Genomic DNA, 21,457 nt, shown 5'->3' with positions numbered 1-21,457 from the left:
GTCTACTAGTAATGCACGAAGACCACCGAAGTATATCGGTGGCCTGGTCGAACTTGGTTCGATTATCGTTCTCCATTAACTTAACGCGAATGCTCACCAATATCTAATATTTACTTGATCCTATACTTTATATTTCAGTTATATAGCCTTCACATAACTAAGCGCCTGTTCAGCAAAAGATCCCTCAGTCGAAAGTGCGATTTTTTTATTATCGTTTTCGCGGTATGTCCCATCTTCTTCATCACGCGAGTAATGCTTCATAATTACAAATCCATGTTTGCAGTTTGGGCAGGCAGCAATATTAATGACGTAGGTTTCTTCATGAATATCGGATTCATTGTTATTGAAAATATCAAATCGATTGACAATGTCAATAAAAGCTTTAAAATTATTGGATTCTATTTCTTGAACAAGAACATTGTAGAATTCAGTAACTATCCCAGAGCTGAGATCCCCTAGCTTGTATTCAGTTAAATAGGCTTGTTTGCAAGCCGTGCAATGGGTTATGCCCCGCGTTAGCCACCAACCTGGAAATATGCCTCCTAACAGGAATCCGACAAAGCTCAAACTCCAACGGAACCAGTTGTAACCTGCGAACGAATCCGCTTGAATGGCCTCCCTACCATGGTAAAGTAAGCTTGATTCGCTATTCTTAAGTTTAAAGGCATAATAATGATAAAACGTAAGGGCTTTCCCGTCCTCGTCCTGATAGCTGCTAATAGGGTCACCTTTAAATTGATGATTGATCGCATGGTCTTTGGTTACATAGCTCATTCGGTAATCACCATATTGAATAAATAAGAAAGTGACGAGAACCATCCCTAATGACATGAGATAATTTTGCCTGGAAGGCTTATAACCTTCATTCACGATTCGATAAAAATAGCCTATAGTCGCAATGATACCAAGGGCTAACCCACCCGCTGGAATAAATAAGAAGGAGAACGAATACAATTCGAAGTCTGTTAGACTCAATATGCCGAGGGCAATTGCAACGGACAAAAACATTCCGATTAGGCTATACTTGACCGTAGAAGTTGTTCTTTTGATATTTACTGGTTCCACTGGAGATTGAAGCCCAACTCCACACTTGGGACAGAAGTTCGACTTAATTTCTAACTATTCACTGCAGTTTGGACAGAGATTCATTGTATCACCTTCGATTTAGAGTGAATTCAATATTATTCGCTAATTTTCACTGGAACTCCTCTAAGGGCGGTTTGAGCGATGATTTGAGCATTAGGTTTCAATCAGCTATGCTGCCCTTTAGCTTAATAAAATGCACAAGCACCGTTTCACATTATAACCGCCTTTTAGCCGGGATTAAGCAGCGAAAAATGCACCAAAGTGTGCCGCGCGGCGGCGCTTCGGGCTTCAAAGCGAACTTGCTTTTTTGCAACTAAGCTCTGCAACGTAGAGCTTACCGAACTACTGTCAGAAATCACGAAGGCGGAAGCAGCGAAGCAAGTTTCCCATAATCCCGTCCTAATTGTTCACCGAAGTCAAACTTGTAATTAGTCCCGCTCCCCCTCTATGCTTTACTCAAATCCGAATATGGGGGAATGGGTTTCCGGGACTCCTCCCAAAACTAATACCTCCGATTTGAAACCCGCAATACGCCGAGGAGGAAAATTGACGATTCCTATAATTTCCTCAACCTTGTATCGCTTAGTTATTTGTGCACTTGAGGATTTCATCCCGATCTCCGGTCCAAAATCAATTTTAAGTTTTATCGCAGGGATCTTTGCTTCATCAAAAAACTCCGCTTCCTTAATCGTTCCGACACGGATATCTAGTGCTGCAAAATCATCGATCGTTACCAACGTTTTGCCTCCTCCTCTAAAGTCTTTAACCCCTCGGTGTTGCATTTTACTGCGCTGGGCGGAACGGCTGCAGGAGTCGAATCCCTTCCTCAATGGATCCCTCCATCAGTTCTAAGAGCTGGGGTACCAGTTCCTGCATCCGCGGGGCGCTCAGGTGCCGATCAAGGGCATCCCGGTTTTCCCAGCGCTCGTAGATGATGAATGTGCCAGGCTGGCCTTCTACCTCGTGAGCCTCATAGTCAATGTTGCCCAGGTCGTTGCGTGACGGGGTGACAGCAGCAGTCATAAATGCCTTCATCTCGGCTTCTCTCCCTGCCTTAGCTCTCGCCTCCCAGAGTACAGTAACGTAACGGTTCTTTGTATCATTCATGCTAATTCCTCCTAAATTATAAATACTTCGTATCTTGACGAACCACATCTAAACGGCGTGTTTGGTATTCACTCAAAGCATTTATTATCGAATTCGGATACTTTTTAATGGCGTCCATAATGGCAACCGTATCATCAAGTGAGTCATTAAAGCCTGCGCCCGTCATTGGCGACATGGTATGAGCTGCGTCGCCGATCATGGCTATTCTTCCTTTTGACAATATAGTAGGGATGTATTCATTAACAGGTGCCCCGATTAAACTGCGATCCTTAATCGCGATTTGCAAAATGGCATCATCTTCTTTGCTCCAATTGGCTTGGCTGGTCTGTGATAGTTCTTCCAGTAGCGAATCCGGAATCGCTTCACCGTATAAGGAATGCTGGGCAATCCCGTCCTTTAACACGCCTAATTCAGACAGCAATTGATTATGCGACTGATCAAACCAGCAAAAACCTATCCATCGCTGGCCAGGAATGGTTCCCCCCTCTATCCCTGGCATTACCGCAGTTGTCAATGTACCGGCAGCACTATCGTTGAAATAAGCGTTTGAAAGCTGCCGTTTTTTCCAGTCTTGCTTTGGCAGCAATTTTTCATCCACTTTTCCTACCCAAACCAGATAGCCAGCATAATCTGCAAATGGTTTGTCCGGGCTTACATAACGGCGGACAATACTGCGATATCCATCTGCGCCAATCAAAAAGTCTCCTTTAAACGTCTGCTCCTCTTCACTGGTAGCCCAAGCAGATGATTCATTTTGCCCAACACTAACAATTCGTGTATGGTGCTGAAGGGTAATACCAGGTTCTTTAGCGACCGCATTGAGCAAACGTTCTTGAATGGCTGACCAGGCTTCAACATTGTTATTGCCATTGGATGCCAAGTGTCTTAATTCTCGTTCAATTTCACTATTACGATAAGGCTTTGTGTGTAAGCGAATAAAAGCACCATTTCTTAATGATGAATCTGCACGTTCAAGAATGGTCACTGCATAACCAGAACGGGATAACGCAAGCCCCATCATTAGACCACCTAAAGATCCACCTACAATAATGGCATGTTCAAACTGTTGGTATGACATCATTCATTCTCCCGTTTTGTAATGGCGGGCATTCGTAAAATGTCCGTTACTGCAGCTTCATCTGGCTGCGGAGCATCCGATCGAGGAGTCTGTCTGGGAGAATACGGACAAGTCGGGTCAGCAGTGCCGAATCGCGACCGACCGTATAGCGGGTGCGCGGCTTACTTACGTGGATTGCTCGTGAAACCACTGCTGCCACTTTCTCGGGGCGGATACCGTCCGTTGCCCATGTTTCAGCCTGAGCCTTCACGGCATCAAAAAGACGATCATGGCGCCTGTGCTGGTCCGGCGTCATTAACTTGGCCAGCCGCTCCGCTGTCGTAATCCCTTGTTCCGACAGTCCCGTGCTGACACCACCCGGAGTGATCATGATAACCTTGAATCCGAACGAGGACATCTCCCTGCGAAGACTGTCATTGATCGCTTCCATAGCATACTTTGCAGCCGAATAAATTCCGAAACCGGGCATGGAGACCTTACCGCCAAGCGAACCGATATTGACCACTCGCCCGCCGCTGTTCAGCAAGGCCGGGGTAAGCGCCTGAATAACCGCGACCTGCCCGATCACGCTGACTTCGATCTGGCGGCGAAATTCATCAAGCGGAACCATCTCAAGAGGTGCATTAACAGCGATGCCGGCATTGTTGACCACGGCCCGCAAAGGGCGACCAAGCGGATCTTGCTCCACCCGTTCGGCCAGCGCCTTTAGTGTGTCGATAGCGGTAACATCGAGGATCACCGGCTCGATATTTTTTCGTTTGATTTTGTCGGCGTCTTCCTGACGACGAACCCCCGCCAAAACGTGAAATCCTTCAGCGGCGAGCTGCTCCGCAGTAGCCCTGCCGATGCCGCTGGACGTACCTGTTACGACAACCAGTTCTTGAGTTTTGAATGACATAGTAACCCTCCTAGGTTTGATAAGATACGGATCACTGTATAGCACTGTTATACAGGTATTATAGCACCGCTATACAAAGCTGTCTATATCAGTGCTATATATTTTTACGAAGAGTTGTCCTGCGGCCTGAACATCATTTTGGCGGGCGCTGCGTGATGTACCTCGGCGCACACGAGATACCATGGCGGGAGGGGTTGAGATTTATCGTTGCGTTGAACTTATGGAAATGGGGGTCAGCCTCTTCAGCGCCAAGTCTGCCACAGTTCTCCAAATACTTGGCACAAATCCAAGAGAACTAATGCTCGCATCCTCCAAACATAAAAAAGATCGCCATCCTCCTGGAGGTCCAGGTTGGATAGGCGATCTTTCTTTTACGTCTTCTAAATTAGGGCTTTGCCTGAAGTCTCCAGGCTCTGTCATCGAATCCCTCATTTTGAATCAGCGTCCGGCCTTTGGATCAAAATGATCTGCATTATGCTCTCCCGAATGAGATCAACGACGTCGGGTTGGGGTGGGGGAGCCTTACGAATCTGGGCCGTCACGTACAGCCAAGAGGCCGTATTGGCGGAAGCCCAGACCAGATCTGCCGCAGCCTGGGCTGACACAGCCAATTTGCCTTCGGCAGCGGCTCTCTGAATATTTCGCACTAGTGCTTGGTACGACTGATCTGCCGCCTCGATATGGGCGCCCTCGAGCAACCGCCCCATCATTGCCGCATAAATCCGAGGACGGGCTGCCGCGAAGCGGACATAGTCATCCCATCCTTGACGAAGGGCCATCTCAGGTATGGTCGACTCCACTGCGGCAATCTTGCTTTCAAATAACTGTTTGAACGCTTCCACTATAGCTGCACTCAGAAGTCCATCGGCATTGCCGAAATGGTGGTAGAGCGTAGGAGCCGTAACCTGCGCGATTGCAGTTACGGCTCGCGTCGAAAACTGTGCTCCACCCTCCTCTTCGAGTACCTTAAGAGCAGCTGCTAATATTTTGTCATATGTGTTCATATGTCCATTATAGCAGTGCTATATGCGTATGTCCATGACGAAGGTTTATGCCTGTGTCCATTATCCCTGTAGCCAAAAAAGGTACTGAGCATTTTTCTTTCAGATTAACTTCCTCATTGTACAGAAGAGATGAAGCTACTGTCGTGGATATTTTAAGTTGGGCAGAGCCAAACCTATTAGTGAAATCGCAATAAAATTGTTCGCCCTATTTATGATAAGGCTCCCCCCGGTTTATCTTAAACGCCCGATAAACCTGCTCCACCAGCACCAGCCGCATCAACTGGTGCGGCAAGGTCATGCGCCCGAACGACAGCTTCGCGTCGGCGCGGCGCAGCACCTCGCTCGACAGCCCGAGCGAGCCGCCGATGACAAAGGCCACCTGGCTGCGCCCATAGGTGGCCAACTTATCGAGCGAGCCCGCCAGCTGCTCGCTCGACCACATCTCGCCGTCGATGGCCAGCGCCACGACGTAAGCGTCCGGGGCGAGCTTGGCCAGCAGCCGCTCGCCCTCTTTGGCCCGCACCTGCTGCTCCTCCGCAGGGCTCATGCTCTCCGGTGCCTTCTCGTCCGGCACCTCCACAAGCTGCACCTTGGCATACGGGCCAAGGCGCTTGACGTACTCGTCAATCCCGTTGACCAGGTATTTCTCTTTCAGTTTGCCGACAGAGGCAATCGTGATGTGCATAGCGAAGTCGCTCCTTTTTTACCGGCCAATGGCTTAATCTTCCCTTACTGTACCCCAAATCCCACCTGAATCCAACCCGAAATCAACCTGTCCCGTCCCGGAAAACGCCCGCCCGGCCAATTCCCGTATTTTCACGCCGCCCGATCCGAAAAAAACACACTTGACGTTTCCCCCCAAGCGGGTATGATGCCAGTAGGGGGTAATTTCCAGCAGGGCTCCTGCCGCGGAGAAAACCCTCTTGGAGTGCGGTTTGCAGCCGTCAAACAGATAAAAAAGCGCTGCATTTTCGAAAGTCTGCCCGATAAGCCTTATAATGAAGATAGAGATGCTGACCATTGAGGCAAGGAGATCGACCATACCGACGCAGAGGTGAACTAGAATTGACCTATTTCATGGGAATTGACATTGGAACGACGAGCACCAAGACCATCATCACTAACGAAAAAGGAACCCTCCTCGGAGCCGGCGAAGCCGGATATCCGCTGGCCGTACCGCAGCCTTCCTGGGCGGAGCAGGACTCGGATCTGATGTTCGAAGCCGTGCTTCAATCCATCAAGGAAGCGATTCAGCGCGCAGGCATCGACGGCAAACAGCTCGAAGCGATCGGCTTCAGCACAGCGATGCACAGCGTCATTCCGGTGGACGCCGACGGCCGTCCCCTGATGAACAGCATCATTTGGGCGGATAACCGCAGTGTGGCCCAAGTGCAGCGCCTGAAGGACGAGAATCTGAGCAGCATGCTTTATCATAAAACCGGCATCCCGATTCACCCGATGACCCCGCTTCCGAAGATCATGTGGCTGAAGGAAGAGCGTCCGGATATTTTCGGAAAAGCCGTTAAATACATATCGATCAAGGAATATGTTCTCTACAAATTTTTCGGCCGTTACGTGGTCGATCATTCGGTCGCAGGCGGTACCTGTCTCTTCAACCTGAACACCATGAGCTGGGACCCGGACGCTCTGCGCATCGCAGGCATCCGTGAGGATCAGCTCAGCGAGCTTGTTCCGACCACCCACATTATGCGCGGCATGAACCGGGAGTTCGCCGACCTGCTCGGCCTCGATCCCGAGGTGCCTTTCGTCGTCGGCGCGGCCGACGGAGCGCTTGCCAACCTCGGCGTCGGCGCGGTCGAGCCCGGCGTTGTCGCGCTCACGATCGGGACAAGCGGCGCCGTCCGTACCGTCGTGCCCAAGCCGCTTACCGATTCCAAAGAGCGCACGTTCTGCTACGCGCTCACGGAGAATCACTGGGTCATCGGCGGGGCCACAAGCAACGGCGGCCTCATGCTCCGCTGGTTCCGCGACGAGTTCTCTTGGCCGGAGGTCGAGGAAGCGCGCCGCACGGGCCGCGACCCGTACGACGTCATGATCGCGGCGGCCAAGGAAGTCGCACCGGGCTCCGAAGGCCTGCTCTTCCTGCCGTTCCTGTCCGGCGAAAGAGCGCCGTACTGGAACGCGGACGCGCGCGGCAGCTTCTTCGGCATCGGCCTGCACCACAAGCGGCCGCATTTCATCCGCGCCGTGCTCGAAGGCATTCTCTTCGCCGTCTACGGCATCGGCATCGCCCTGCGCGACCTGGCCGGTCCGGCGACGGAAATCCGGGCGTCCGGCGGCTTCGCCCGCTCTCCGGAATGGCGCCAGATCATGTCCGACATGTTCGGCTATCCGGTGCACATTCCGAAGAGCCATGAAAGCTCCAGCTTCGGCGCCGTCGTGCTCGCTATGTACGCCGTAGGCGCGCTGGAACGTCTGGAGGACGTGAACAAGCTCATCCCGATTACCGAGCGCCAGGAGCCGAACATCGAGATTTCGCCTACGTACATCGAACTCTACTATCTCTATGACCGTGTCTACCGCAAGCTGGAGCAGGAGTTCTCGATTATCGCGGAGTACCAACGCCGCACGACCATCAAGTAAGCCATTATTCTAACGGCTTTCCAAAAAACTTAAAGAGACCGTGAAGGACAAATTCTTTTGTCTTTACGGTCTCTTGGTTTACCAAACGGGCTTTTTTATTAAAACCTTCCATTTGCTATCCGCCTTTATAACCATAATCCTGCTTTCCTCCTGACTAGCCTCCTTCATGATAAGAACTCTCATTTCATACTTGCCCGGTTCTGACAAGACAGCGTCTTTTATTTCAAAATCTCTGATGTCACTTGTCCAAATGAAATTTTTAAAGTCTGACCTTTCCTGGGGAGTAAGCGGTAAATCATATACCACGTTCTCTTCAACCGCCTCCGCATTATGTTTGATAACTGCTGTCAAATACCGATTTGCGCTTCGTTTAGCCTCGGTGGAATCATCCTGCTTAAACAATAAAATTCCCGCCCCGACAAGGGCGAAAATAAAAAACGCAGTAGAAGGAACCATTATTCTGTTATAAGTTTCCAAGAAAGTTTTCAACCCAACACTCCTTCAATAAGAAAATATTACCTATATTCTATATTATTGGAAGTTGAAAATTTTCTCAACTTACTCCGCTTTATTTTGCACTCCCTTCAAACCAAAAGGCCTCTGCACCAAGCTCGCTTCTCAGCGAACCTTGTGCAGAGGCCTCTTTTTCACATCGTCAAACGACCAGATACTCCGGCTTTTCCCTGCAGTGCTCGCAATGAGCGGGAGGTTCCCACTCGGCGAACTTCACTTTGCCCAAATCCACGATGTCCGGTGCGTCCTCGTATTCGTCCACGAATACGTCAATGGCCAGCTCCAGGTGCTCTTTACAGACGGAATACATTGCTCGGCCCCTTCTTCCCTTAATTCTCTCCCGCTTCGGCAAGCGTCAGATCAGTCTTCTGCTTCTTTCCCTCGCGGTAATACGCAACTTCAATTTTATCCCCTATCTTGCTTTCGTTATACAAAAACTTGCGGAGCTGGACGGTCGTCTCGACTTTCTTCCCGTTGATCGCCACGATGACGTCCTCGCTTTTGAGGCCCGCGCTCTTGGCCGGTCCCGAAGCTTCGATGACGATCAGGCCGCTCTTCACGTCGGCAGGCAGCTTAAGCTCCTCCGTCCCTTGGAATAGCTGCAGCTCCTGGGTCGACACGCCCATCAGCGGGCGAATGACTTTGTGGTTGTCGATCAGCGATCGAATCACAGGTTCCGCATCCTTGATGGGGATGGCGAAGCCTAAGCCCTCCACGCCCATATCGGAGATTTTCAGCGAGTTGATGCCGACGACCTGACCGTTCAGGTTAACGAGCGCGCCGCCGCTGTTGCCTTGGTTAATGGAGGCGTCCGTCTGGATCAGCTCCATCTCCCAGTCGTACTGGCCGTCCATGGCGAACGAGATCGGGATAGACCTTTTGGGCGACGAGACGATGCCTTTGGTGACGGTCGGCGAAAAGCCGAGCCCCAGCGGATTGCCAAGCGCGATGACGGTTTCTCCAGCTTTCAGGCTGCCGGAATCGCCGAATTCCGCGATGGACGTCAAGTTCGACGCGTCCGTCTCCAGCACGGCCAGATCCGTGATCTGGTCCTTGCCGAGCAGCTCGGCTTTTTTCTTCTCGCCGGATGCCGTGTACACCTCGAACTGCTTGCCGCCGTCCACCACGTGGTAGTTCGTGACGATTCTTACCTTCGAGCCGTTCTTCTCGAACACGATGCCGGACCCGATGCCCGTCTGTTTGAGTTCGTTCTTGTCGTTCGGCTGCAGATTGACGATGCTGACGATGGCCAGCTTCACCCGCTCCGCGGCCTGAACGACAGCATTGTTGTAGGAGTCCTCCATCTGTTTGGAGGACATGGCAGCCGGCTTGGCGCTGCCGGTCCCGGCCAGCGCCTGCACGAGCAGGACGACGACCAGCATGACAGCGGCTCCCGTTCCCCCAGCCAGCCACACCGTGCGGCTGCGCAGGTCCGGAAGCCCTCTCAGGCCCGCTAACGGCCGATTCCCCGGGGCGAAGGGCTTTCCCTTCGACCAGCCCCCCTCCTCCTGCTTCCGCCGATCCTTGCGCTGCTTCGTAGAATAGAAATCGTCATCGAACAAACTCACGCGATCACACCTCTCGCTCTATCGGCGGATTATTGTAAAAGATGTACTTCATTTCGGGAAAATACGGAGAAATCAGGAATGTTTCCGGACCAAACCGCCTACAATAATAGTAAATGATTTTATAAGAATGCTAGACCAAGGACGGCCCACTAATCCGTAAAGGAGCTACCCTCCATGAATAACCGTATCCGCACCCACTTGGATGAAGTCCAGCTCATCGGCAAGCTTGCCGATCTTAAGGAAGACCATTACCGCAATTCGCTCATTCTTACCGCCCTCATCGACGTTCTGATCGACAAAGGGGTACTGACCACGCAGGAGCTTCAGAACCGGATGGACAAGCTCGACAACAGCTTTAGTCCGTACCCAGCTCCTCCCATTTCGTAGGACGGTCAAAATACGTGTCCATCAGCCGGATGTTGCGCTCCTTGAGGGAGACGCCCCGGTCTTCTAATACACTATTCAGCGTAAGCCTGGCTAAATCCATCAGGTTATGATTTTGGCTCAAATGCGCCATGTACACGGCTCTCGTGCGGGCCGTCATAATATCCAGCAGCGCTTCTCCGGCCGCTTCGTTGGACAAGTGGCCGAGATCGCTCAGAATCCGGCGTTTGATGTTCCACGGGTAACGCCCCATCCGCAGCATCTCGATGTCGTGATTCGCCTCCAGAATAATGGCGTCCGAGTCCCCGATGACATCCTTGACCTTGGTGCTCATGTAGCCCAGATCCGTCGCCATGGCGAGCTTTTGGCCTCCGCAGTGAAAGCAGTATCCGACCGGCTCCGCAGCATCGTGGGAAATGCCGTAAGACTCGACCCGGATGTTCCCGAAGTACTCTTCCGTACCCGTCTCCATAATCCGGCGGTTCGGTTCCGCTATCGCCCCGATATGTTTATCAAGCGCTTCCCACGTCTTGGTGTTGGCGTAGACGGGAAGATCATACTTCCGCGCAATGGCCCCGAGGCCCTTGATATGGTCGGAATGCTCGTGGGTCACCAGAATCGCATCGATCTGATCCCCGCTGACCTCCCGTTCCTTCATGAGCTGTTCGACTCTCCGGGCGCTGAGTCCCGCGTCTACCAGCAGCTTCGTTTCCCCGTCGCAAATGACGGTCGCATTGCCCGTCGATCCGCTGGAGAGCACCGTAAATCGTAAACCCATAAGCGTTAACTCCTCTATCGTAAAATCCCGTCCCGAAAGACCGGATTACTTTTTAGTATCCGCAGCTGCATCTTCCGCCGAGGCCGACTGCATTTCGACCGCCCCGTTAAAAGCATGCACATAATAAATATCGCCGTTATTAATCGTGACACGCCAGTTCGGCACCATATATTGCGTCTGTGAATCAAACAATTGCCCGTGGTAACCGAGCCTTACTTCCGTAATTACCGAACCGTCGAGCAGGAATTTCTCAACCAGACTGCGCACCGCAATATAGGCCGGGATCACCTTCTGCTCCTTGTCCTCTCCACCTGATTCTACTTCAACATACGCCTGCCGGTAACTGGTAATTTGTGCATCGGTTTCATAGAGCTTTAATTGAACATCGAACATCGGATAATCGTTGTACATCTGGTTCAGCACGTACATCCCTTTCTTGCTGAGAACCGGGTCGTGCTTGTACGCGTCCAGTTTGGGAATGTCGGTTTTCGGCAAATCGTCCTTCGGAGAAATCCGGTTCAGGAGGCTGGCGATTTTGAACGGATACTGAAGCTTGAGCATGACGTTAGGCTGGTAAGACTCCACGAACTTAAACGTGATTTCCTTGAGCTTCGGCGCTTCCTTGGGCAGCTCGTGGCTGAGCTGAATGCTTTTTCCCTTCAAAAGCTTGTTCGTCTCCTCCAGCACGCCCGTCATATCCGTCGCCAGCTCGGTCTGCTTCGCTTTTCCCGTCCATACGAGATACCCCAGCACCACATTCAGAAAGAAAAACGAAAGAATCAGAATGGTTTTGGCTCTTCCCCAGTTCAACTGCGCAGCCTCCTTCCCCGTAAAAATAGTAGATACTCGCGTAAACGCCTCATCTGCTTGATTTGATTCTTGAACGCCTGCAAGTTCTTCGTAAAACTCAGCGGAAAAATTCGTAAGTCCCGTCTTTAAATTCGATCGCCCATACGGGGGACAGATTAACGGTTTTGACGCCCAGCGTCGGCCGGTAAGCCGGGAACACGTTCACGATATTGTAGCGCTTCGGATGATTCGTAATCTTCGCGTTCAGCGCTTCACCGCCGATCAGCTCGCTTTTCTGCTGATGGATGATTTTCAAATCGGAATAAACGACGGAGCGCTCATAGTTGGAGACGACTCCTTTTTGCAGGGTAATATGAATGGCCCCGTATCCTTCCTTCTGTTCGGTCAGAATCGGGAACGCGTCGTACACCTGCCGGAACACAAACACCTGATTCGAAAAAGCGTGCTGCTGCTGCGGCTTGCTGATCGTATACGTCCCGTTCCAGCCGCCGTGCTGGTTAATAAACTGCACCCCCGCATCGAGGTTTTCCTTGATGCTGTTCTTGCTGTCGGTTACCGCGAGCGGATCGGTATATTTCATCCACTTCTTTTCCTGGTTGATCTGCAGCCCCCGCTTCGCGTCCGTATAGATCTGTGAGCCGTCCCGGTCTTTGAGGTTCCTCGTCAGGGAAGGATCGGCGAAAAGGCTGCTTTTCAGCTGCTCCGTGGGAAATTCCTTATAGCCGAAGTCATAGGAATTCACCGGTATAGGGTTAACCGGCAAATAATACTCACCGCCGGATGCCGCCGCATAAGGAGGGTTTGTTCCGGCAATGGCCGTAAAGTTCTCTACATCCTTCGCCGTAAAATCGGCTCCGAGCACTTCGAAAGCCGTATTCGCGGAATCCGTGAACAGGTACGTTGCGGCAGACTTTTTATCGCTGCTGGCGAAAATCCAGATCCGGGTAATCAGCTCCGTGTCGTCCGGGATATCCCCTTTGATCTGGAACGTATTCTGCAGCACGCTCAGCGGAAGGCCGTCCCGGAATCGGACCTCTACGCCTTCCTGCTTCTCGCGGATTTCGTCCCAGTTCGTCCGCTCCTGATTCAAAGTAACTTTGCGGAAGCGTTCCATTTTGCGCTGCTTGACGCTTTCAAAAATGGTGGAGTACGAAGTGGAATCCGGATAAAGAACCGTATGCTGCTGATTGCCGAAATGCAGCACAATCTGATCCGGGAACAGCAGATCTTCCAGCTTGGCTTTCGTCCCTTCCAGTTCGCTGGAAATATATTCGGAAGGAGGCAGCGGTTCATAGTTCGGTGTGCTGTACGCCAGCAGATAGCTGAGCAGCAGGCTCAGCAGAATCAGTACGGTCAGCGTGACCGACTTCAGCTTCTCTATCATGACGCATTCTCCTCCTCCGGCAGGACCGGCAGCATAAAGGTGACTTTCGTGCCGGACCCCGGCTCGGACTCCAGAGACATGGCGCCGCCATGGGCTTTTACTATTTCCCGGGCAATCGAGAGCCCGAGGCCGGTGCCGCCCATGTTGCGGGAACGCGCCTTATCGACCCGGTAGAACCGGTCGAAAATGCGCGGCTGATCCTTCTTCGGAATCCCGATGCCCGTATCCTGCACCGAGATTTCGAGCTGATCCCCCTCCGCCATCCGGGCATAGATGGTGATGGCCCCCTCGTCCGGCGTATATTTGATCGCGTTGGAGACCAGGTTGTCCAGCACCTGGTCGATCTTGTCGCGATCCAGCGCCACCGGACGGATTCCCGGCTCCGCCACGATGCGGATCCGGATGCTCTTCTGCCGCAGCTGGAAGGAGAAGCGGTCCGCTACCTCCTCCAGCATGTCGGCGATATCGGTCTGCTCCTTCGTGAGCAGCGCCTGCTTCGAATCCAGGCGCGACAAGTGGAGCAGATCCGTCACGAGCCGGATCATCCGCTCGGTCTCGTTGCGCGTCACGCTCAGGAAGCGCGGAGCGAGCTGCTTGTCTTCCATCGCGCCGTCCTCCAGCGCCTCGAGGTAGCTCTTGATCGTCGTCAGCGGCGTCCGCAGCTCGTGAGACACGTTCGCGACGAACTCCCGGCGCGACTGCTCGAGCTTCTCCTGCTCCGTGACGTCCTGGAGCACCGCAATCGCTCCGGTTACGCCGTCGCCTCTGCGGTGAATCGTCGTGAACGTCACACGCACGGTCTGCACGTCCTCGTCATCCGGCAGAGGCACATCGATCAGCGTCGTGTTGCGCTCGCCGTGCACGTACTGGTCGATCTCCTCGCGGGTGAGGCCGAGCAGCTCCGAAATGTGCCGCTGTGCGGAATGCTCCTCCTTCACCTGGAGGATCTGCATCGCCCGGCGGTTCATGAGGATGATCTGCCCCGCTTCGTCGGTGGCGACCACCCCGTCGTTCATATTCGTCAGAATCGAGGCCAGCTTCTCCTTCTCTTCCTCATTGATGAAGATGGCCTCCTTGAGCCGGTTCATCATGAAGTTGAACGTATGGCCGAGCTGGCTGATCTCGTCTTTGCCGTAGACCTTCACGCTCTGGTCGAAATTCCCCTCGGCGGCGGCCGTCGCCTGCTGGGTAATTTCCTTGATCGGCTTCGTGATCGTACCGGACAGAATGACGCCCAGCCCGGCCGTAAACGCAAGGGCGATCAGCGTCGCCACAATAAGAATCCGGTTGATGCTGGACATCGTTTTGTACAGATCCTCCATCGAGGAGACGATGTACACCGCGCCCAGCACCCGGACGCCGCTGCCAATCGGCTTGGCCGTCGCGAATTTGCGCGTATTGTCCACGTCCGTGAACATGCGGTCGTTATCCCGGATTCCCTGAAGGGCGCGGGTCACTTCCGTTTTCGTCGTTTTCTGATTCACAATCTGTTTATTCGCTTCCAGCGACGTGCTGAGCACAACCCCGCCGGCGTCGATAATCTGTATTTCCGTATTTCCCGGCGCGAATAGGCTGTTAACGAAGTAGGTCAGCTCTTCCGACAAGTTCTTCGTATCGCTGTTTCTCGGCTCGTTCAAATACTGGCTTTCCACCAGACCCGCAATAAGCGTAGCCTGGCTGTTGATGGAATCGCGGAATTCATTCTTATAATGGCTGTCGAGCGTCTGATAGAAATAAGCCGCGATCAGCTGCATCGCGATCAGGATCAGAAGGACATAAATAATAATCAGCTTCGCCTGGATGGATTGGAAAAACCGGATCACCTTCATCTCAGAAGCCTCCGTTTTTCGTTCCCCGCATCATGTAACCGAGCCCTCTCCGGGTCACGATATACTCCGGTTTGCTCGGATCGGCCTCCAGCTTCTCGCGCAGACGCCGGATCGTGACGTCCACCGTACGGACATCGCCGTAATAGTCATAGCCCCATACGGCCTGGAGCAGATGCTCGCGCGTCATCACCTTGCCGGGGTGCTTCGCCATGTAGTGAATCAGCTCGAACTCCCTGTGGGTCAAATCCAGCGGTTCTCCGTCCCGGTAGACGACATACATGTCGCTGTCGATAAAGAGCCCGTGAAGCCGGATTCCGTTGGCTTCCTCCGGTTCCGGCTCCGCTTGTCCGAGCGGCGTGGTTTTGCTTTGGCGGCGCAAATGTGCTTTGACGCGGGCAAGCAGCTCCCGGTTGCCGAAAGGCTTCGTCACATAGTCGTCCGCCCCCATCTCCAGACCGAGCACTTTATCCAGCTCCGTGTCCTTGGCCGTCAGCATGATAATAGGCGTATTCAGCCTGGAGCGGATTTCCCGGCACACGTCCATCCCGTCTTTGACCGGCAGCATCAGATCGAGGAGAATAAGATCCGGCCGCTCCGCAAAAGCCAGCTCCACCGCCGCTCCGCCGTCATAAGCGCAGACGACCTGGTAGCCCTCTTTTTCCAGATTAAACTTCAATATATCAGCAATCGGTTGTTCGTCGTCGACCACGAGTATTTTGCCATTTGTGCCGAACATGTTTCTCTCATCACCTGTCCTTCACCTAGAAAACCATACCCTTTTATTGTAACATACCTGTACGCAAAAAGAGACATGGCCCCCGCCCGGGAGGCCACATCTCTCTTGAAAAACTTGCGTCTATGATAGGCGATTCGCATCGCGATTTACCGGTTCAAATATTTCAGCGGATTTTCCAGGCTGCCGCCTTTGTGGATCTCGAAATGAAGATGAACGCCGGTCGAGTCGCCCGTGCTTCCCATGATCCCGATCTGCTCTCCTTTTTCCACGATGGTACCGGCAGTGGTTTCTACCTTGCTCATGTGAGCGTACATCGTTTCGTACCCGTTCATATGATCGATAAGAACATAATTGCCGTAATCCGATTTATAACCGGCCGATACCACTTTCCCGTTGTCCGCCGCCATGATCGTGTGATTGCCTACAATGTCGATGCCCTTGTGCATCTTGCCCCAACGTGTACCGAACGTAGAGGTGATGGATTGAGAAAGAACCGGCCATGCGAATGTCCCTGTGCCTTCCCCTTTTACAACCTTGGTGCCTTTTCTTACTTTCTCCGTTACCGGCTGTTCAACGATGTCTTCTCCGACGATTTTCTCGTCCGTCAGTTGGCCGTTGATCTTCGTCAGCTCGTACGTGACCTGTTTCAATCCGTTCTTGCCCGGAGAGATCGTCTCCACAATGCCTTCTTTCATCGTCGGATCCGTTTCGACTTCGGTTTCGAAGTGGACTTCCTCGTTCTCCACCATCTTCTCGACCGTCTTGACGGACAGAGCCGGCTGGATGACCGTGAGATCGAGCACATCGCCTTCGCGGATCATATCGTCATGAATCCAGGGATTCTTGTCGTAAATCACCTGCTTCGGGATGTTCAGCTTCTGGGCGATGCAGCCCACACAATCTCCGGCTACCACCGTATACTTTGTCGGCTGTACGCCGCCCGTCTTGATCTTGGCGATCAGCTCCTCGGGCTTCATCACATCCTGAGGCTGGATATCGACGGCTTCCTCCGTTTTGACCTGCTGGACGAATTCCACCTTCTCGACCGTGGCCGGAGCCGCAGACGGACTGCCGTCCGCCGACAGAACGGCGACCTTGCTTTCCTTTTCCTTCTGCTCGAAAGGCTTCTTGATCTCCGCCAGCACACGGTCGGCCGTGGCCTGATCTTTGACGATCGCATACGTTTTGCCTTCGATAACCAGTTCTACACCGGAAGCGACAGGCTTCAGCTTCTCGTCAAGCAGCGCGAGCACCTTCTGATCGTCCGTTTTCTTCATAAAAGCTTTCTCCGGTTTGGGTTCTTCGATGTCGGGTAATGCCATATGTACATCCGGATACTGCTTTTCCAGCTTTTCTTCACGTTCTTGTTTGTACTCCTGCAAAATTTCCTTCGAACTGATATAACCGAGTGTCTCCTGACCGACTTTGACCGGGTAAATGTCCGCGAGATTCGCTTTGACATACTGCTGACCGCTAACGGTTAAAAATCCGACTATTGCTATGGAACTGACGCTATATAGGAAGAACCCTTTTCCCCGCCCTGCCGGCCCGGCCGCAAGTTCGGTGGAAGGTTCCGCTTTATTCCCGGTCAAGCTATGCCACTGAGCCCGGCTTTGATTCCACAACTTCCTGGCCCAATCTACTGCTTTAAAACCTTTCATATCCTTCTCCTTATCCGTTTGTTTCTTTACCTGGCAAGAGAATGATAGGCCCAGCCGATCATCTCCAACTCTACCAGCGCATAAAACTTCCTTAATAATTTACCACACCTTCTCTTGCGGTTTCAAGAAAACAGGGGGCTGCCACTATTAGGAACGGCTTGGAAGAAGCTCAAAAATCAGGATTGAAAGGGGTTCAAAAGGGCTTAATCAGCCCCCATATTTTTTCAGAATCCCCGAAAGCTGTTCATATTCGGCCGGATTCAGGTATTTTTTCAGCTTGCTGTCCACTTCCTTCAGCTCCTCGGCCGTAATGCCGTCTTCCACCATCGCGGAAAGCTTCTGAACTTCTTCCGCAGGCAGCTTCGCGACGAGAATGGAGAAGATTTTCTGCTTGTCGCCGCTCGACAGAGCGTCCTTCTTCTTGGAAAAGTCATCCGTCGACATGACCACGTCCCGCTTCTTCGCATCCTTCGGATCGGGGCTTGCCTGCCCCTCCTTCAACTCGCCCATTACGGCGACGGCATCCGGCATTCCGCTCGGCTCCGGCGAAGAAACGCCACCCTGTACCGGGGAAGAGGACGGTGACGGCGCGCCAGAGCCGTCCAGACTGCCCGTCACGGGCTTTTCCGCTCCTCCGGGTGCTGCGGACGGGGTCGGACTCGGGCTTGGACTGGGCTTCGGCGTAGAGGCCGCTATGCGCTCCACCCGATCGTTAACCGAGCCTCCCTTGCCTATGGCGCCGATACCGAACTGCTCGCCCAGCTTCCCGGTAATCTGAGAGAAGGACAGCTTGTTCCCTATCGGCGGCAGCTGAAACTGCTTGAGCACTTCATCTACCATTGTCGTCACAATCACATACGTCGTAAAAATGGACAAAAAAGACATCACAACCGCACCGGCCGTCCACCTGCCTAACCGTCCCAACCATTTCATTGGTTCATCCACCGCCTTGAAACTTCTCGTTTATTCTGGTTTCTCTATAAGCCCAGTATTGACGGTTTAGACCCGGATCAACCCGCTATTCGCCAAAAAAAACCTTAGAACCTGCAGCGCGCAGCTCCAAGCGCGGCGCGGCGGCATCAAGATTGCGGTCACCCGTCCCCTGCCATTCCTTCCTTCCGGACAATAAAAAAGACCCCGCGCAGCCGGAAGCAAGTCCGGTTGCGCGGGGTCTTAGGGTTGATGATTAGGAGAGTCGTCTGAATACGACCTCTTCAAGATTGGTTAAGCGTAAACCGGGCGGACCAGGTTCGTCTGCTCACGGTTGCGGCCGACGGAGAAGATGGCCAGCGGAATACCGGTCAGCTGGGATACACGCTCCAGGTAATGACGCGCATTTTCCGGCAGGTCGCTGAGCGATTTCGCGTTGGATACGTCTTCGCTCCAGCCCGGAAGCTCTTCGTATACCGCTTCGCACTCGGAAAGCATGTTAAGACTCGCCGGATAGTGCTCGATGATCTCGCCTTTGTACTTGTAGCCCGTGCAAATCTTAACGGTCTCCAGACCTGTCAGCACGTCGATGGAGTTCAGGGACAGGCCCGTAATGCCGCTCACGCGGCGGGCGTGACGGACCACGACGCTGTCGAACCAGCCGACGCGGCGCGGACGTCCGGTAACGGTGCCGTATTCGTGGCCCGTTTCGCGGATTTGGTCGCCGATGGCATCGTTCAGCTCCGTCGGGAAAGGACCGTCGCCGACACGGGTCGTGTAAGCTTTCGCTACGCCGATGATCTGGTTGATCTTCGTCGGGCCTACGCCGGAACCGATACATACGCCGCCGGCCGTCGGATTGGACGACGTCACGAACGGGTACGTGCCTTGGTCGATGTCGAGCATAACGCCCTGCGCGCCTTCAAACAGAACGCGCTTGCCGGCGTCAATCGCATCGTTCAGGACAACGGATGTGTCCGTTACGAACATGCGGATCTGCTCCGCGTAACCGAGGTATTCCTTCAGAATCGCGTCCGCATCCAGACCGTCGCGTCCGTACACCTGCTTCAGCAGCGTGTTCTTGTCTTCGACGATGTGCCGGAGCTTGCGCTCGAACTCTTCCGCGTCCATCAAATCCGCGATGCGGATGCCGTTGCGCGCCGCTTTATCCATGTAGCATGGGCCGATGCCTTTGCGGGTCGTGCCGATTTTGTTCGCGCCTTTGCGGTCTTCTTCCAGCTCGTCCAGAAGCAGATGATAAGGCATAATCACGTGCGCGCGGTCGCTGATTTTCAAGTTGTCTACAGAGAATCCGTTGTCGCGAATATATTGAAGTTCGTCTACCAGAGCAGCCGGGTTGATGACCATGCCGTTTCCGATGACACACATTTTATCGTGATTGAAAATACCGGACGGTATCATCGTCAGCTTGTACTTCTTGCCTCCGATCAGAATGGTGTGGCCGGCATTGTTGCCGCCTTGGTAGCGGGCGACCACTTCCGCGGACTCCGCCAAATAGTCCGTGATTTTCCCTTTCCCTTCGTCTCCCCATTGGGTTCCGACTACAACCACTGTTGACATTCTGTATTACCTCCGTTAGGCGAATTGCATCGCCACTCATTTTGCTTACTTCTTTTAAACACCACTTTAGTGTAGCAGACCGCATGAAGCAAAGTCAATAAAACGCGAACAATCATACTATCTCTAGTATGATTGTTCGGATATTTCAGTCAACCTGTCGGCATCTCCTGATGAGCGCGATCCATGTTGACGAATTTATTAAAGTTTTTGAGAAACGCCAGTTCTACCGTGCCGACCGGGCCGTTACGCTGCTTGGCGATAATGATCTCGATGATGTTCTTTTTCTCGGATTCTTTGTCGTAGTAATCGTCCCGGTACAGGAACGCCACGATGTCGGCATCCTGCTCGATCGAACCGGATTCCCTAAGGTCGGACATCATCGGACGCTTGTCCTGACGCTGCTCCACACCCCGGCTGAGCTGGGAGAGCGCGATGACCGGCACGTTCAGCTCACGCGCGATCTGTTTGAGCGTACGGGAGATCTCGGAGACCTCCTGCTGACGGTTGTCTCCCTTGCCCCTGCCCTGGATAAGCTGCAGATAGTCGATCAAGATCATGCCGAGCCCCTTCTCCTGCTTGAGACGGCGGCACTTCGCCCGAATGTCCGCTACCGTGACGGAAGGCGAATCGTCGATATAGATGTCCGCTTCGGAAAGCGAACCGATCGCCATCGTCAGCTTCTCCCAGTCGTCGCCTTCGAGGAAGCCGGATCTGAGGCGGGTGGCGTCGACATTGGCTTCCGCGCAGATCATCCGCTGCACGAGCTGAGCGGCGCCCATCTCGAGCGAGAAGATCGCGACGGTTTCCTTCGCCCTGACGCCGACATTCTGTGCGATGTTAAGGGCGAAAGCCGTCTTACCGACGGAAGGACGGGCCGCCACGATGATCAAGTCGGAGCGCTGGAAGCCGGACGTCATTTTGTCGAGATCGTTGAAGCCCGACGGAATCCCGGTGGAGCCGCCTTTATGGGAATAAAGAAACTCCACCCGCTCGAAGACTTCCATCAGAACGTCCCGGATGGAGATGAAGCCGTTGGAGGCCCGGCGCTGCGAAATTTCGAGAATGCGGGCTTCCGCATCGTTGAGCATCATGCCCACATCGTCGGCGCTCGCGTAGCCGTCCGATACGATCTGCGAGGCGGTCCGGATGAGCCTACGGAGCAGCGACTTCTCTTCTACGATTTGCCCGTAGTAGTCGATATTCGCTGCCGTCGGAACGGCATTGGCCAGCTCCGACAAATAGGCGACGCCGCCGATTTCCTCCAGCTGCTGCTTGTTCTGCAGCCGTGCGGTCAGCGTCACGAGATCGACCGGCTCGTCTTCCTCCGCCAGCTCGATCATCGCTTCGAAGATGTGCTGATGGGCCGGACGGTAGAAATCGTCCGGACTCATCCGTTCCATCGCCGTGATCAGCGAGTCGCTGTCCAGCAGGATGGCGCCAAGAACGGCCTGTTCGGCTTCTATATTTTGCGGCAGAACACGTCCCATGAACATTTCTTCGTTCATG

21 protein-coding genes are annotated in these 21,457 nt (G+C 53.3%); 2 read left to right on the top strand and 19 right to left on the bottom strand.

Annotation, left to right across the window (positions count from 1 at the left end):
• Positions 1-138: 138 nt before the first annotated feature.
• The 7 genes from ACI48J_RS26720 to rlmH all read right to left on the bottom strand — a co-directional run bounded on the left by ACI48J_RS26720 (position 139) and on the right by rlmH (position 5,858).
• The gene (locus ACI48J_RS26720; RefSeq protein WP_405080994.1) at positions 139-1,065 is read right to left on the bottom strand and encodes a hypothetical protein; all 927 of its coding nucleotides are present in this window, start codon (positions 1,063-1,065) and stop codon (positions 139-141) included.
• Positions 1,066-1,538: 473 nt separating this feature from the next.
• Complete coding sequence (locus ACI48J_RS26715) at positions 1,539-1,823, bottom strand: tRNA-binding protein (protein ID WP_405080992.1); 285 nt, start codon at positions 1,821-1,823, stop codon at positions 1,539-1,541.
• Positions 1,824-1,869: 46 nt separating this feature from the next.
• Positions 1,870-2,193 carry a putative quinol monooxygenase gene (locus ACI48J_RS26710; RefSeq protein WP_013312741.1) on the bottom strand — a complete coding sequence of 108 codons (324 nt, stop codon included), beginning with the start codon at positions 2,191-2,193 and terminating at the stop codon, positions 1,870-1,872.
• A gap of 16 nt (positions 2,194-2,209) precedes the next feature.
• On the bottom strand, positions 2,210-3,274 hold the full coding sequence (locus ACI48J_RS26705) for an FAD-dependent monooxygenase (protein WP_405080990.1): 1,065 nt from the start codon (positions 3,272-3,274) through the stop codon (positions 2,210-2,212).
• 43 nt (positions 3,275-3,317) lie between these two features.
• Positions 3,318-4,169 carry an SDR family NAD(P)-dependent oxidoreductase gene (locus ACI48J_RS26700; protein WP_405080988.1) on the bottom strand — a complete coding sequence of 284 codons (852 nt, stop codon included), beginning with the start codon at positions 4,167-4,169 and terminating at the stop codon, positions 3,318-3,320.
• 428 nt (positions 4,170-4,597) lie between these two features.
• Positions 4,598-5,173 (bottom strand): TetR/AcrR family transcriptional regulator, encoded by a 576-nt coding sequence (locus tag ACI48J_RS26695; RefSeq protein ID WP_405080986.1) that lies wholly within the window; start codon positions 5,171-5,173, stop codon positions 4,598-4,600.
• Positions 5,174-5,378: 205 nt separating this feature from the next.
• Positions 5,379-5,858, bottom strand: a complete 480-nt coding sequence (gene rlmH, locus ACI48J_RS26690; protein WP_326050513.1) for a 23S rRNA (pseudouridine(1915)-N(3))-methyltransferase RlmH — start codon at positions 5,856-5,858, stop codon at positions 5,379-5,381.
• Between the two features lie 392 nt (positions 5,859-6,250).
• Here rlmH and ACI48J_RS26685 point away from each other — a divergent pair, with 392 nt between their 5' ends.
• Positions 6,251-7,777, top strand: coding sequence for a gluconokinase (locus ACI48J_RS26685; RefSeq protein ID WP_405083289.1), 1,527 nt, complete (start codon positions 6,251-6,253; stop codon positions 7,775-7,777).
• Between the two features lie 78 nt (positions 7,778-7,855).
• Here ACI48J_RS26685 and ACI48J_RS26680 read toward each other — a convergent pair whose 3' ends face one another.
• From ACI48J_RS26680 to ACI48J_RS26670, 3 genes are all read right to left on the bottom strand, one after another.
• Positions 7,856-8,266, bottom strand: a complete 411-nt coding sequence (locus ACI48J_RS26680; RefSeq protein WP_405080984.1) for a hypothetical protein — start codon at positions 8,264-8,266, stop codon at positions 7,856-7,858.
• Positions 8,267-8,432: 166 nt separating this feature from the next.
• On the bottom strand, positions 8,433-8,600 hold the full coding sequence (locus tag ACI48J_RS26675; RefSeq protein ID WP_326050511.1) for a CxxH/CxxC protein: 168 nt from the start codon (positions 8,598-8,600) through the stop codon (positions 8,433-8,435).
• A gap of 19 nt (positions 8,601-8,619) precedes the next feature.
• On the bottom strand, positions 8,620-9,858 hold the full coding sequence (locus ACI48J_RS26670) for a S1C family serine protease (RefSeq protein ID WP_405080982.1): 1,239 nt from the start codon (positions 9,856-9,858) through the stop codon (positions 8,620-8,622).
• A 174-nt stretch (positions 9,859-10,032) separates the two neighbouring features.
• Here ACI48J_RS26670 and ACI48J_RS26665 point away from each other — a divergent pair, with 174 nt between their 5' ends.
• Complete coding sequence (locus ACI48J_RS26665) at positions 10,033-10,245, top strand: hypothetical protein (RefSeq protein WP_405080980.1); 213 nt, start codon at positions 10,033-10,035, stop codon at positions 10,243-10,245.
• Here the strand turns inward: ACI48J_RS26665 and ACI48J_RS26660 are convergent.
• From ACI48J_RS26660 to dnaB, 9 genes are all read right to left on the bottom strand, one after another.
• The gene (locus ACI48J_RS26660; protein ID WP_326050507.1) at positions 10,214-11,020 is read right to left on the bottom strand and encodes an MBL fold metallo-hydrolase; all 807 of its coding nucleotides are present in this window, start codon (positions 11,018-11,020) and stop codon (positions 10,214-10,216) included. The genes ACI48J_RS26665 and ACI48J_RS26660 overlap by 32 nt on opposite strands.
• A gap of 45 nt (positions 11,021-11,065) precedes the next feature.
• Positions 11,066-11,830 carry a two-component system regulatory protein YycI gene (yycI, locus tag ACI48J_RS26655; RefSeq protein ID WP_405080978.1) on the bottom strand — a complete coding sequence of 255 codons (765 nt, stop codon included), beginning with the start codon at positions 11,828-11,830 and terminating at the stop codon, positions 11,066-11,068.
• A 97-nt stretch (positions 11,831-11,927) separates the two neighbouring features.
• Complete coding sequence (locus ACI48J_RS26650; protein ID WP_326050504.1) at positions 11,928-13,214, bottom strand: two-component system activity regulator YycH; 1,287 nt, start codon at positions 13,212-13,214, stop codon at positions 11,928-11,930.
• Positions 13,211-15,043 carry a cell wall metabolism sensor histidine kinase WalK gene (gene walK, locus ACI48J_RS26645; RefSeq protein ID WP_009673424.1) on the bottom strand — a complete coding sequence of 611 codons (1,833 nt, stop codon included), beginning with the start codon at positions 15,041-15,043 and terminating at the stop codon, positions 13,211-13,213. Before walK ends, ACI48J_RS26650 begins: the two co-directional genes overlap by 4 nt.
• Position 15,044: 1 nt before the next feature.
• Positions 15,045-15,779: a response regulator YycF gene (gene yycF / locus ACI48J_RS26640; RefSeq protein WP_326050503.1), complete on the bottom strand. Its 735-nt coding sequence runs from the start codon at positions 15,777-15,779 to the stop codon at positions 15,045-15,047.
• A 146-nt stretch (positions 15,780-15,925) separates the two neighbouring features.
• Positions 15,926-17,440 carry a peptidoglycan DD-metalloendopeptidase family protein gene (locus ACI48J_RS26635; protein ID WP_405080976.1) on the bottom strand — a complete coding sequence of 505 codons (1,515 nt, stop codon included), beginning with the start codon at positions 17,438-17,440 and terminating at the stop codon, positions 15,926-15,928.
• Between the two features lie 207 nt (positions 17,441-17,647).
• Positions 17,648-18,373, bottom strand: coding sequence for a hypothetical protein (locus ACI48J_RS26630; protein ID WP_405080975.1), 726 nt, complete (start codon positions 18,371-18,373; stop codon positions 17,648-17,650).
• 291 nt (positions 18,374-18,664) lie between these two features.
• Positions 18,665-19,951 (bottom strand): adenylosuccinate synthase, encoded by a 1,287-nt coding sequence (locus tag ACI48J_RS26625; protein WP_326050498.1) that lies wholly within the window; start codon positions 19,949-19,951, stop codon positions 18,665-18,667.
• Between the two features lie 149 nt (positions 19,952-20,100).
• Positions 20,101-21,456 carry a replicative DNA helicase gene (gene dnaB / locus ACI48J_RS26620; RefSeq protein WP_103995364.1) on the bottom strand — a complete coding sequence of 452 codons (1,356 nt, stop codon included), beginning with the start codon at positions 21,454-21,456 and terminating at the stop codon, positions 20,101-20,103.
• Position 21,457 lies beyond the last annotated feature (1 nt).

The organism is Paenibacillus chitinolyticus, assembly GCF_045038035.1.
In the GTDB taxonomy this organism is placed as follows: domain Bacteria; phylum Bacillota; class Bacilli; order Paenibacillales; family NBRC-103111; genus Paenibacillus_F; species Paenibacillus_F chitinolyticus_A.
The sequence above is the reverse complement of the archived record's forward strand: the minus strand, read 5'-3'. Positions and strand labels throughout refer to the sequence as shown.